Origin of the sequence: Escherichia sp. KTE114, from assembly GCF_000407765.1 — a bacterium.
In the GTDB taxonomy this organism is placed as follows: Bacteria; Pseudomonadota; Gammaproteobacteria; order Enterobacterales; family Enterobacteriaceae; genus Escherichia; species Escherichia ruysiae.
This window is the reverse complement of sequence record NZ_KE136626.1, coordinates 748,225-761,129: the sequence shown is the minus strand read 5'-3', so window position 1 is coordinate 761,129 and position 12,905 is coordinate 748,225. Positions and strand designations below refer to the sequence as shown.

The window sequence follows — 12,905 nt, the reverse complement described above, 5'->3', positions numbered from 1 at the left end:
GGCCGGATTTACATTGGCGATACGTTAGATTGTAACGATACCAATCAGCGTGACAACTGTCAGGATAGCAGCCAGGCCGTAGAAAACCCATTTGCCAGCAGGTACGTGGATTTTCAGATCGTGCATCGCGTGGTGCATACGGTGTAAACCACACCACAGCGGCAGGACGATCATCAGGAACAGGAATACGCGACCAATGAAGCTCTGTGCGAACGCCAGAACGCGCTCATAGCTCAGTGCATCACCCGGAAACAGCCCCAGTGGTAGCAGAATGCCAACCAGCAGGATCATCACCGGCGCAATGATTGCGCTCCACATACCACCGGCCCCGAAGAGGCCCCAGAATACCGGTTCGTCAGAACGCTTTGGATTTGGATTAATCATCTCAGGCTCCTTACCAGTACAGGGCAACAAACAGGATTACGATGGTGGCAACCACAGTTACCGCCCAGAGACTTTTGATAATTGGCTCTGGTCCCATTTTTTCGTCTTTTACAATGATATTGGCCGCTTTCGGTGCCAGCTCAAACCAGGTTTTGGTGTGCAGCAGGGCTGCCGCCAGAGTAATCAGGTTAATGATCACGATAACCGGGTTTTGTAAAAAGTCGACGAATCCCGCCCAGGATTCCGGGCCATTTTTCAGGGCAAACAGCCCGAAAATCAGTTCAATGCTGAACCACACAGCCGGAACCGCCGTGCCTTCGCGCAGCATGTAAAAGCGATAAAACGGCAATTTTTTCCACCAGGTGGACGTCATTGGCCGTACATACGGTTTACGTTTAGTCGTCATGTTGCACTCCTTAGCGTGGTTTCAGGGTCGCGATAAGAAAGTCTTTCGAACTTTCTACTTTGCCCTGCTGAATGGCCGCAGCCGGATCGACGTGTTTCGGGCAGACTTCGGAGCAGTAGCCCACGAAAGTACAGCTCCATACGCCGTTCTGACTGTTTAACTGCGCCATACGCTCCTTCTTACCGTGGTCGCGGCTATCTTCGTTATAACGATGCGCCAGCGTAATGGCAGCCGGACCGATGAACTCTGGGTTCAGGCCAAACTGCGGGCACGCGGCGTAGCACAGACCACAGTTGATGCAACCGGAGAACTGGTGATACTTCGCCATCTGCGCCGGGGTCTGAATGTTAGTACCCTGATCCGCAGTGCGGGAGTTGCCGATGATGTACGGTTTGATCGCTTCCAGACTTTCGATGAAGTGGGTCATATCGACGACCAGATCGCGTTCGATCGGGAAGTTAGCTAACGCTTCAACCTTCATACCGTCGGTGTAGTCGCGCAGGAAGGTTTTACATGCCAGTTTCGGTACGTTGTTAACCATCATGCCGCAGGAACCACAAATCGCCATACGGCAGGACCAGCGGTAGCTCAGGTCTGGTGCCAGGTTGTCTTTGATATAGCCCAGCGCATCCAGTAATGAGGTGGTTGCGTCATAAGGCACTTCATAGAATGCGCTATGCGGTGCGGTATCGACTTCCGGGTTATAGCGCACCACCTCGATTTTCAGGTTCTTCATCTCAGCCATTCGCCTTCTCCTTCTTATTGGCTGCTTCCGCCTTATCGGCTGCATCCGCTTCGCCACCGTAAACGCGTTTAGCTGGCGGCAGCGTAGTAATCTTCACGTCGCTGTACTCCAGGCGAGTAGTGCCATCAGCATCGCGGAAGGCGAGGGTGTGTTTGAGGAAGTTGACGTCGTCACGCTCGGTGCAACCTTCGTCCAGACGCTGGTGCGCGCCGCGAGATTCTTTACGTGCCATCGCGGAGTGTGCCATACATTCAGCAACGTTCAGCCCATGACCCAGCTCAATGGTGTAGAGCAGGTCGGTGTTGAACACGCTGGAAGTGTCGGTGATACGCACGCGCTTGAAGCGTTCTTGCAGTTCCGCCAGTTTGTCGATGGTTTTCTGCATCAGTTCCGGTGTACGGTAGATACCGCAACCTTCTTCCATGGACTGGCCCATTTCGTCGCGGATCTTCGCCCAGTTTTCGCCGCCATCCTGGTTAACCAGATCTTTCAGGCGCTGCTCAACGCCAGCAACCTGGGCATTGATTGCCGCATCGTTGCCATTACCAGCAGTAGATGCGCGTTCCATTGCTTGCTCACCCGCCAGACGACCGAAGACCACCAGTTCCGCCAGCGAGTTGGAACCCAGACGGTTTGCACCGTGCAGACCAACTGAGGAACATTCGCCAACGGCAAACAGACCTTTAATACGGGTTTCGCAGTTTTGATCGGTTTCGATACCGCCCATGGTGTAGTGCGCGGTCGGACGTACCGGAATCGGTTCTTTAACCGGATCGACGCCAACGTACGCTTTCGCCAGTTCACAGATGAACGGCAGACGTTCGTGCAGTTTTTTCTCGCCGAGGTGACGCAGGTCGAGATAAACCACATCACCACGCGGTGTGGAGATGGTGTTGCCTTTACGCCATTCGTGCCAGAAGGCCTGAGAAACTTTGTCGCGTGGACCCAGTTCCATATATTTGTTTTTCGGCTCGCCCAGCGGAGTTTCCGGGCCCATACCGTAGTCTTGCAGATAACGGTAGCCGTTTTTGTTGACCAGAATACCGCCTTCACCACGGCAACCTTCGGTCATCAGGATACCGGAACCCGGCAGGCCGGTCGGGTGATACTGAACAAATTCCATATCACGCAGCGGAACGCCATGGCTCAGTGCCATACCCATACCGTCACCGGTAACGATGCCACCATTGGTGTTGTAGCGATATACGCGACCCGCACCGCCGGTTGCCATGACTACTGCATTAGCGCGGATCTGCACCAGCGTGCCTTCCATCATGTTCATTGCTACCAGGCCGCGAACATGACCATCATCAACCAGAATATCCAGCACGAAATGTTCGTCAAAACGCTGGATCTGCGGGAATTGCAGAGAGGTCTGGAACAGCGTGTGCAGCATATGGAAGCCGGTCTTATCGGCGGCGAACCAGGTACGCTCGATTTTCATGCCGCCGAAGCGACGGACGTTGACGCTACCATCCGGGCGACGGCTCCATGGGCATCCCCACAGTTCCAGTTGGGTCATTTCGGTTGGGCAGTGGTGGACGAAATAATCCACAACATCCTGCTCACATAACCAGTCGCCACCCGCTACTGTATCGTGAAAGTGATATTCGAAGCTGTCATGATCCTGCGCGACAGCGGCTGAGCCCCCTTCTGCAGCAACGGTATGGCTACGCATCGGGTATACTTTTGAGATTAGTGCGATTTTTGCATTTGGATTTGCCTGCGCGGCAGCAATTGCAGCACGTAATCCCGCGCCACCGGCACCTACAATGGCAAGATCGGCTTGAAAGGTTTGCACGACATTCCTCCAGATTGTTTTTATCCCGCAGCACCGTACTTCAGGGTAAGTATCTGAAAGTTACGGTCTGCGAACGCTATTCCACTGCTCCTTTATAGGTACAACAGTATAGTCTGATGGATAAGTCTGAAATTTGACGAGATCGATTTTTTTAGCGTGCCAGGGGGCTAAATTATCACTGAAGATGATTAATTTAATTACTAAAGCATCATGTTGTGGTTTTTTTAGTCACTGCCCACCGTTGATTGATTCCTGCGTAAAATTTGTCTCGCCGTCGCGTTGCGAGTAGACTTCGTGCCCTTGTTAAAAACTGGAGATTTTACTATGAGCGAAACGGCATCCTGGCAGCCGAGCGCATCCATTCCTAACTTATTAAAGCGCGCGGCGATTATGGCGGAGATCCGTCGTTTCTTTGCCGATCGTGGAGTGCTGGAGGTGGAGACGCCTTGTATGAGCCAGGCGACGGTAACCGATATTCATCTGGTCCCGTTTGAGACACGTTTCGTTGGCCCCGGGCATTCGCAGGGGATGAATCTCTGGTTAATGACCAGCCCGGAATACCATATGAAACGCCTGTTGGTTGCCGGTTGTGGTCCGGTATTCCAGCTGTGCCGCAGCTTTCGTAATGAAGAGATGGGTCGTTATCACAACCCTGAGTTCACGATGCTGGAGTGGTATCGACCGCACTATGATATGTACCGGTTGATGAACGAGGTGGACGATCTTCTGCAACAGGTGCTGGACTGCCCGGCAGCAGAAAGCCTTTCTTATCAGCAAGCCTTCTTGCGTTATCTGGAAATTGATCCGCTCTCTGCTGATAAAACGCAGTTGCGGGAAGTGGCGGCAAAGCTGGATCTCAGCAACGTTGCAGATACCGAAGAAGACCGCGACACGCTGCTGCAACTGTTGTTTACCTTTGGTGTGGAACCGAACATTGGTAAAGAGAAACCAACTTTTGTGTACCATTTTCCAGCCACTCAGGCATCACTGGCACAAATCAGTACCGAGGATCATCGAGTCGCAGAACGCTTCGAGGTCTACTACAAAGGTATTGAGCTGGCGAATGGTTTCCATGAATTGACGGATGCCCGTGAACAGCAACAACGCTTTGAACAGGATAACCGTAAACGTGCGGCACGTGGTTTACCGCAGCATCCTATCGACCATAACCTGATCGAAGCTCTTGAAGTTGGTATGCCCGACTGTTCCGGCGTGGCGTTAGGTGTTGACCGCCTGGTGATGTTAGCACTGGGCGCGGAGACACTGGCAGAAGTGATCGCCTTTAGTATCGACCGGGCATAATTCTGAAAAATTAGCCATAAATCAACATAGAATGGCGTAGTCAGCGCCATTCTGTAGCATATGTTTTCATTTTTCCGCTAAAGCGCACAATTTAAGACTGGATGTTTGCTATCATCCGGGTATCAATTCTGTTTTAGTTTTATTGTTGCCCACCAATCGGTGGGTAGTGCAGTTAGTTGGCGCGTTTAATATGCGCGCTGAAATGAAGGATGATTTCATGCCTCACACGATAAAAAAGATGAGTCTAATTGGACTCATACTGATGATCTTTACTTCAGTATTCGGTTTTGCGAATAGCCCTTCGGCTTATTATTTAATGGGATATAGTGCGATTCCGTGGTATATATTTTCTGCATTATTATTCTTTATTCCATTCGCCTTAATGATGGCTGAAATGGGGGCTGCCTATCGCAAAGAAGAAGGCGGTATCTATTCCTGGATGAATAATAGCGTTGGACCACGTTTTGCTTTCATCGGCACATTTATGTGGTTTTCCTCTTATATCATTTGGATGGTGAGTACCTCCGCTAAAGTCTGGGTGCCGTTTTCTACTTTCCTCTATGGTAGCGATATGACCCAGCACTGGCGCATTGCTGGGCTTGAGCCTACGCAGGTGGTTGGGCTGCTGGCTGTAGCATGGATGATTCTGGTTACCGTCGTTGCCTCGAAAGGGATTAATAAAATTGCCCGTATTACTGCGGTGGGCGGTATTGCAGTAATGTGTCTTAATTTAGTATTGCTGTTAGTAAGCATTACTATTTTGTTATTAAATGGTGGGCATTTCGCGCAAGATATTAATTTCCTGGCATCACCAAATCCGGGATATCAGTCCGGACTGGCGATGTTATCTTTTGTCGTATTTGCCATTTTTGCTTATGGCGGAATTGAGGCTGTAGGTGGACTGGTAGATAAAACGGAAAACCCAGAAAAGAACTTTGCTAAAGGTATTGTTTTTGCCGCTATTGTTATTTCAATCGGTTATTCGTTGGCAATATTCTTATGGGGCGTCAGCACTAACTGGCAGCAGGTATTAAGTAATGGTTCTGTTAACCTCGGCAATATTACCTATGTGCTGATGAAGAGCCTGGGGATGTCGCTGGGTAACGCGCTGCATTTATCACCTGAAGCGTCATTGTCGCTGGGCGTATGGTTTGCGCGTATTACCGGACTTTCCATGTTCCTCGCTTACACCGGTGCGTTCTTTACGCTCTGCTATTCACCACTGAAAGCAATCATCCAGGGAACGCCGAAAGCCTTGTGGCCGGAGCCGATGACGCGCCTGAACGCCATGGGGATGCCGTCCATTGCCATGTGGATGCAGTGTGGGTTGGTTACTGTCTTCATCCTGCTGGTTTCCTTTGGCGGCGGCACCGCATCGGCATTCTTTAACAAGCTGACGCTGATGGCGAACGTTTCCATGACCATTCCGTATCTGTTCCTCGCGCTGGCTTTCCCGTTCTTTAAAGCGCGTCAGGATCTCGACAGACCGTTTGTGATTTTCAAAACGCATATGTCGGCAATGATCGCGACGGTGGTTGTCGTACTGGTGGTGACTTTTGCGAACGTCTTCACCATCATCCAGCCAGTGGTTGAGGCCGGAGACTGGGACAGCACATTGTGGATGATTGGCGGCCCTGTCTTCTTCTCTCTGTTAGCGATGGCGATTTACCAGAACTATTGCAGCCGCATGGCGAGTCAGCCTGAGTTAACTTTAGATTGATTGTCTGCAATAACAACTCATCGCCAGTCCGGCGATGAGTTGTCAGGAAGAAATGCGTTATGGATGATACTCTCCGGAGCCGGAGATAACTGAAGATGATGCTAAGCTGCTAAATTAGTCACGTTGGCGTCATTTGGCAGCTTCACACATTACAAACTTCCCGCCTGGCGACGTCTACCCGCAGAAGTTAATGTTCTTCCCGTTTGTTTACCGTTCAGGCTTTCCAGACGCATCTGGAAGGGCGGGAATGGCATATCAATACCGTGGGCGTGGAAGCCTGCCAGAATCAACTGGTGGATCTCATGGCGCAGCGGCATCCGGTGTCCCATTTCAGCGGCGTAAATACGCAATTCGAAAATCTGAACCCCCTGTTGCAGATCCACCAGGAAGGCTTCCGGCGCCGGATTGTCGATTACCAGCGAACAGCGGCGTGCTGCGGTTAGCAGGATCTCCGTCACTTCTTCACTGTTGGCATCGGCAGGAGCCGGAATCGTCAACACCACGCGTGTGACTGAGTCAGAGAGCGACCAGTTGATAAACTGCTCAGTAATAAACGCCTTGTTTGGCACAATAATCTCTTTACGGTCCCAGTCGCTGATGGTGGTGGCACGGGTGTTAATTTTCGTCACGCTACCGGTGAGATCGCGAATTGTCACCGTATCGCCAATGCGAATCGGTTTTTCGAACAGGATAATCAGGCCAGAGATAAAGTTGGCGAAAATCTCCTGCAAACCAAAGCCGAGACCAACACCGAGCGCAGCGACCAGCCACTGCAATTTCGACCACTCAATACCAATCATCGAGAAGCCGACCAGCCCGCCAATCAGCATCAGCAGATATTTGGTGATGGTGGTGATGGCGTAGCCCGTACCCGGCGTTAAATCGAGGTGCTGCAAAATCGCCAGCTCCAGCAGCGCGGGCAGGTTGCGCACCAGCTGCGTGGTGATAATAAACACCAGAATGGCAATCAGCACCGCACCGAGGGTAATCGGTTCCAGACTTTCCACGCCCTGCACTGTGGATGTGACATCCCATAGCGAAATATTTTCGAGGAAGCCAAAAGCGGAATGGATTTCCGACCACAGCACAATGACCGAAAGCAGGGCGATCAGCATCAGGATTGAACGCACCAGCCGTAAGGATTGTGCGCTGATAGCATCGAGATCGACTTCGCTTTCATCGACTTCAATTGCCCCTTCCGGGCTACTGTGATGATGCGCTTCTTCTTCGCCACGCGCACGTTGCGCTAACATCTCTGCCCGGCGATGCTTCGCCCGGTCAAACGCCAGCCTGCGTCGCTGGATCAGCATCCAGCGGCGGATAACATGATAAACCACCAGCAACAGGAACCAGATGGCGACCGATGTTTCCAGCCTTGCCAGCAGAGCTTGCGCCGTTGCCAGATAACCCACCGCTGCGGCGAGAATAGCGACCAGCGGCGCGCCAATCATCATGTTCCACAACATATGGTTAGCAATGTTGTCACCGCTGCCCTCTTTGTTGAGATACAGCGGGATACCGGCTTTTTTCAGGCTGAGTGTGACTACCGCCAGTGCACCGCAAATGAGGATAAAGCAAAGACGTCCCAGCGAACCGGAAAACTCGCGGTCGTCGAGATTATCGAACATCATCAGCGCCATAATCAGCGGCACAATAAGCCCGATGCTCATCAGATAGTAGCGCATCCCACGGGAAACCCGTTCGCGCGGCCAGCCAAAATGAGCGATAAACAAGCCGTTCGGGCGGGCAAAGGTGGCACAAATCATCACTACCCACAGCAGCGGCACGGTGGCCGTTACGCCATCGCCAATCGCTACCGCCAGCGGATAAGGCCACGCCTCGCGCAAGCCGTAACCCAGCGTCATCCACAGCACTGGCAGCGGTGATGCGACGAGAATCGACCAGAAAAGGGTGCGCAACGTCAGCCAGAAGTGATCCTGGGTGACTTTGCCGACTTTCGCTGCCGAACGTTCAAGAAAACGGGTGAAATAGCGGCGCGAGTAAATACTGCAACCGACCAGAATCAACGCGCCAAACAGCGGCAAAATCGTCTCTTTGCTGGTCAGCATCATCATGGTGGCTTTACCTAACTGGCTGAAGGTGTCCAGCGAGATCAGACGGCGCAGATCCTGAGCGATCTCCAGCGGCCAGGCGATGGTCATCGGGCGCACGTCAGAGGTCCAGAACAGATAGCGGTGCGTCGCTTCATTGACCTCTTTCAGCGCATCTTCCAGTTGTCCGTTGGAGACTTTCAGCTTGGTCAGTTCAAGCAGTAGCGTGTCGCCACCCTGGAGTAAGGAGTTCAGTAACTCACGCTGAGTACGCAATTGTGCTTCAAGAATACGGTTTTGTTCGGCGGTAAGTGGTTGACCGTCGGCCTGATGGATTTGCCGTAGCAGCGGCTGTTTATTGAGGAGATCCTCATAACGTAACCGTTGCACGCGCAACTGCGCCATTTCAGTATCTAGTTGCTGCGGTTTGGGCATTTCTGGCAGCCGTGCCACCTGCGCCCGCAGTGCTTCGCCGAGCAGGTTTGACGAACCCAGCCATTGTGATTGTTCACGTAGCGTATTCAGCGCCTGCCGAACCTGCAACGTCTGGCTGGTAGCCTGACGTTGCTGTGAAGCGACGAGATCCATCCGCTGCGCCTGCTGATTCAACGCCGCCGACAGTTCGCGGTTAATTTTGAATTGAGCGACGATATCTTTCGGCAAATCGGCACTGCTTTCTGCCAGTAATTCAGTGCTTTCGAGTGCCCGTTCAGCCTCAAGCTGGCGTTGGCTATTCAACTGGTTACGCAATGCCTGCAAATACGCATCCAGTTGTTGACTCTCTTTTTCTGCCAGTGCCGAACGCAGACGCGCCAGTTCCTGACGGTTATTGGCGGAAAGTTGTGCCAGTTCGAGCTCATCGACCAATGATTTCAAACGCGCGGAGTCGGCCTGCAACGCGAAATTTTGCGCCTGATTAAGTGGACTATTTCCCGTAAGTGTCCCGAGACGACGCTCGATTTCATTCAACTGGCGGCGGGCGTCGGTTTGCTGTTGCGGCAGTTGATTCAGCGAATCCGCAATCTCGCGGGCGCGCTCCTGTTCTTGCTGAGCCTGACGGCTTTTATCCAGCAATTGACTGCTGACCTGGAGAATTTCCTGATTCAGCGCGTCGGTAGACATCCCCGGCGACACGCTGCGCGGCTCATCACGCATGTTGTTCAACTGCGCGCGCAGAGTAGCGGAGAGTTTGGGGTAATTATCGATAACTTGCTGATATTGCTTGATGCGCTCAAGGGAGCCTTTTTGCTCCTCAAGCGCATTTAAGGCGGACTGGAGCGCCTCTACGACTTCTGGCTGCGCGGGCTTCGCCGCTTTTGCCTGCTCCAGTTCCTGGGTGATTTGTTTGCTATCGGGGGCCGTCGCGGCGTACGCCCCCCAACTGAGGCACCAGGCCATCAGAAAAGTGATAATCAGGCGCACGTCAGCGTTTCCTTTGATGGATTAGACCTGGTCTTTGTTGTCGTCAACCAATGGGCTGGCGTCGTGTTCTGCCTGGATCTCTTCAGCAGGAAGCGGGGCAGGTTCAGCTTCTGGGGTAACAAAGGGTTCGGTAGATACTGCCAGTGGCTGACCAATCTTAGTGACAGAAAGGCTTGCCAGTTGCTCAACCAGATTCACTTTACCCGGTGCAAACAGGTTGATAACGGTAGAGCCGAGTTTAAAGCGCCCCATTTCCTGGCCTTTCAGCAGTGCCACGGAGCCGTCGTTTTCCCCTGCAGGCCAGATCCAGCGTTTGATGATGCCTTCGCGCGGTGGCGTAATGGTGCCTGCCCAGACCGTCTCAATGCTGCCAACAATCGTCGCACCGACCAGAATCTGCGCCATCGGGCCAAATTCGGTATCGAACAGGCAGATTACGCGTTCGTTGCGGGCAAACAGATTCGGCACGTTCTGAGCGGTGAGATGGTTCACAGAGAAGAGATCGCCCGGCACGTAGATCATCTCCCGCAGAATGCCGTTGCACGGCATATGCACGCGGTGGTAGTCACGCGGGGAGAGGTAAGTGGTCACAAACGTACCATTGCGGAAGAGATCCGCCATCAGGTAGTTACCCGCCAGCAGGGCTTCGAGGCTGTAGTTGTGGCCTTTGGCTTGCAGGATTTTATCTTCTTCGATTTTACCTAACTGGCTAATAACGCCATCGGCAGGCATGACCAGGACATTTGGATCGGTATCGATTGGGCGTACTTCGTCACGCAACGGACGGACAAAAAATTCGTTAAAGGTGCGGTAACTGGCGGTGTCCGGCTTTTGTGCCTCTTGCATGTCGACCTTGTAGTATTTAACGAACAGATCGATAACCAGTTTTGTCAGCCATCCTGCCCGCTTGCTTGCGCCCCAACCCGCCAGGCGAGTAAGCCATAGTTTTGGCAGAATGTACTGTAGCGAAAGTTTAAATGAATTTAACAAGGTAGCCTCCAGGCCATTGTTTTGTCGTTCCTGATCCGGCGTTCATGCCGGATCCTGAAAAAAAGGGGACGATTCTAACGACGGTTAGCTTAATTGTCAGTCATCCGTATCAGAAAAGTTTTTACGCGTTTTTACCTGCGCCATGCTTTCCAGAATACGGTGATAGTTTTCGAAACGAGTTTCCGCGATTTTCCCCTCATCAACCGCTTCACGGATTGCGCAGCCCGGATCGGTATCGTGTTTGCAATCGCGATATTTACACAGGCCTAAGTAATCATGAAATTCGACAAAGCCTTGAGTGATTTGTTCCGGTGCCAGATGCCAGAGACCAAATTCACGTACGCCAGGGGAATCAATGACATCGCCGCCGTGCGGAAAGTGATACAGCCGGGCAGCAGTGGTGGTGTGCTGACCGAGACCGGAGTTGTCCGAGACATCGTTGGTCAGGATCTCTTTTTGCAACCCCAGCAGCGCGTTAAGCAGACTGGATTTGCCGACGCCGGACTGTCCGGCAAAAATGCTGATGCGCCCGGTCAACGCCTCTTCCAGCGGTTTCAGCCCATCCTGAGTATGGCTGGAAACCATCAATACGCGATAACCGATGTTGCGATAAATATCCATCTGCTCGTTGACGAATGCCATGCCTTCGTCGTCCAGCAGGTCTATCTTGTTGAGCACGATAATCGGTTCAATCTGCAAGGTTTCGCAGGCCACCAGGTAACGGTCGATAATATTGAGCGACAGCTCCGGCAAAATAGCGGAGACAATGACAATCTGGTCGATGTTGGCGGCAATAGGTTTCACGCCGTCGTAGAAATCCGGGCGCGTCAACACCGAGGTGCGCTCATGCACCGCTTCCACGATCCCTTTGACATTTACGCCTTCTGCCGCTGGTTTACCCGGACGCCAGACCACGCGATCGCCGGTTACCAGCGAACGGATGGTACGGCGAATATTGCAGCGGTGAACTTCGCCGTCTGCGGATTCCACATCAGCGTGCATACCAAAACGGCTGATGACGATACCTTCATCAGGCTCGCCAAACAGATTGTCGTCGTAGTCGGGCTTCTCCTTAGACGTTTTAAGACGACGCTGGTGATTGGCGTTCACACGGCGCTGTTGGCCTTTGGAGAGTTTATTTTTACTCAATCGTACTGACTCCTGGTCGCCCCTGATGGGCAAAACATCTATGATACACGCAATTGTGGATCAATATAGTCACTGTGAATGGGTGGAAAATAGCATGAGTGCCAATGAAAACAACCTGATTTGGATCGATCTTGAGATGACCGGTCTGGATCCCGAGCGCGATCGCATTATTGAGATTGCCACGCTGGTGACCGATGCCAACCTGAATATTCTGGCAGAAGGGCCGACCATTGCAGTACATCAGTCCGATGAACAGCTGGCGCTGATGGATGACTGGAATGTCCGTACCCATACCGCCAGCGGGCTGGTGGAGCGCGTGAAAGCGAGCACGATGGGCGATCGGGAAGCTGAACTGGCAACGCTCGAATTTTTAAAACAGTGGGTGCCTGCGGGAAAATCGCCGATTTGCGGTAACAGCATCGGTCAGGATCGTCGCTTCCTGTTTAAATACATGCCGGAACTGGAAGCGTACTTCCACTACCGTTATCTCGATGTCAGCACCCTGAAAGAGCTGGCGCGCCGCTGGAAGCCGGAAATTCTTGATGGTTTTACCAAGCAGGGGACGCATCAGGCGATGGATGATATCCGTGAATCGGTGGCGGAGCTGGCTTACTACCGCGAACATTTTATCAAGCTGTAAAATTTTTCCTGGTCACGTAACCGCTGGATTCCACTTGCGGCGGCGTGGGTTTGGCGCTAAATTGAACGTCTTGCTGATAATTTCAGCACTTGAGATAAAAACTCAAAAAAAAATTTTTAGGGGGGTTGCAGAGGGAAAGATTTCTCGTATAATGCGCCTCCCGTAACGACGCAGAAATGCGAAATTACGAAAGCAAAAATTAAGTAGTACGCGGGAATAGCTCAGTTGGTAGAGCACGACCTTGCCAAGGTCGGGGTCGCGAGTTCGAGTCTCGTTTCCCGCTCCAAAATTTGAA

The 12,905-nt window shown here is 52.3% G+C and carries 10 protein-coding genes and 1 tRNA gene; 4 read left to right on the top strand and 7 right to left on the bottom strand.

Annotated features, from left to right (window positions below; genetic code table 11):
* Positions 1–24: 24 nt before the first annotated feature.
* The 4 genes from frdD to frdA are packed head-to-tail and all read right to left on the bottom strand — an operon-like array spanning position 25 to position 3,336.
* A complete protein-coding gene (gene frdD / locus WC5_RS16890; protein WP_001299198.1) occupies positions 25–384 on the bottom strand; it encodes a fumarate reductase subunit FrdD in 360 nt (119 codons plus the stop codon).
* A gap of 10 nt (positions 385–394) precedes the next feature.
* Positions 395–790 (bottom strand): fumarate reductase subunit FrdC, encoded by a 396-nt coding sequence (frdC, locus tag WC5_RS16895; protein WP_000208763.1) that lies wholly within the window; start codon positions 788–790, stop codon positions 395–397.
* A 10-nt stretch (positions 791–800) separates the two neighbouring features.
* Entirely contained in the window at positions 801–1,535 is a 735-nt protein-coding gene (gene frdB / locus WC5_RS16900; protein WP_000829498.1) for a fumarate reductase iron-sulfur protein, read from the bottom strand.
* Positions 1,528–3,336, bottom strand: coding sequence for a fumarate reductase (quinol) flavoprotein subunit (gene frdA, locus WC5_RS16905; RefSeq protein WP_001192969.1), 1,809 nt, complete (start codon positions 3,334–3,336; stop codon positions 1,528–1,530). The genes frdB and frdA overlap by 8 nt, the downstream gene beginning before the upstream one ends.
* 324 nt (positions 3,337–3,660) lie before the next feature.
* Here frdA and epmA point away from each other — a divergent pair, with 324 nt between their 5' ends.
* Both epmA and yjeM read left to right on the top strand, forming a co-directional pair.
* Positions 3,661–4,638 (top strand): elongation factor P--(R)-beta-lysine ligase, encoded by a 978-nt coding sequence (gene epmA, locus WC5_RS16910; RefSeq protein WP_000004774.1) that lies wholly within the window; start codon positions 3,661–3,663, stop codon positions 4,636–4,638.
* Between the two features lie 217 nt (positions 4,639–4,855).
* Complete coding sequence (gene yjeM / locus WC5_RS16915) at positions 4,856–6,358, top strand: glutamate/gamma-aminobutyrate family transporter YjeM (RefSeq protein WP_010349887.1); 1,503 nt, start codon at positions 4,856–4,858, stop codon at positions 6,356–6,358.
* 149 nt (positions 6,359–6,507) lie between these two features.
* Here yjeM and mscM read toward each other — a convergent pair whose 3' ends face one another.
* From mscM to rsgA, 3 genes are all read right to left on the bottom strand, one after another.
* Complete coding sequence (mscM, locus tag WC5_RS16920; protein ID WP_001236820.1) at positions 6,508–9,831, bottom strand: miniconductance mechanosensitive channel MscM; 3,324 nt, start codon at positions 9,829–9,831, stop codon at positions 6,508–6,510.
* Positions 9,832–9,852: 21 nt separating this feature from the next.
* The gene (gene asd / locus WC5_RS16925) at positions 9,853–10,821 is read right to left on the bottom strand and encodes an archaetidylserine decarboxylase (RefSeq protein ID WP_000934943.1); all 969 of its coding nucleotides are present in this window, start codon (positions 10,819–10,821) and stop codon (positions 9,853–9,855) included.
* Positions 10,822–10,917: 96 nt separating this feature from the next.
* Positions 10,918–11,970, bottom strand: coding sequence for a small ribosomal subunit biogenesis GTPase RsgA (gene rsgA / locus WC5_RS16930; protein WP_000041984.1), 1,053 nt, complete (start codon positions 11,968–11,970; stop codon positions 10,918–10,920).
* A gap of 94 nt (positions 11,971–12,064) precedes the next feature.
* On the opposite strand from rsgA, the gene orn reads away from it, so the two are divergent.
* Positions 12,065–12,610 (top strand): oligoribonuclease, encoded by a 546-nt coding sequence (orn, locus tag WC5_RS16935; protein ID WP_001295188.1) that lies wholly within the window; start codon positions 12,065–12,067, stop codon positions 12,608–12,610.
* A gap of 210 nt (positions 12,611–12,820) precedes the next feature.
* A tRNA-Gly gene (locus WC5_RS16940) sits at positions 12,821–12,896 on the top strand.
* Positions 12,897–12,905: the final 9 nt, after the last annotated feature.

What these genes read in the sequence shown, in the direction of transcription:
- frdD (WP_001299198.1), bottom strand. Translation starts at nt 384, where the DNA reads ATGATTAATCCAAATCCAAAGCGTTCTGACGAACCGGTATTCTGGGGC.
- frdC (WP_000208763.1), bottom strand. Translation starts at nt 790, where the DNA reads ATGACGACTAAACGTAAACCGTATGTACGGCCAATGACGTCCACCTGG.
- frdB (WP_000829498.1), bottom strand. Translation starts at nt 1,535, where the DNA reads ATGGCTGAGATGAAGAACCTGAAAATCGAGGTGGTGCGCTATAACCCG.
- epmA (WP_000004774.1), top strand. Translation starts at nt 3,661, where the DNA reads ATGAGCGAAACGGCATCCTGGCAGCCGAGCGCATCCATTCCTAACTTA.
- yjeM (WP_010349887.1), top strand. Translation starts at nt 4,856, where the DNA reads ATGCCTCACACGATAAAAAAGATGAGTCTAATTGGACTCATACTGATG.
- orn (WP_001295188.1), top strand. Translation starts at nt 12,065, where the DNA reads ATGAGTGCCAATGAAAACAACCTGATTTGGATCGATCTTGAGATGACC.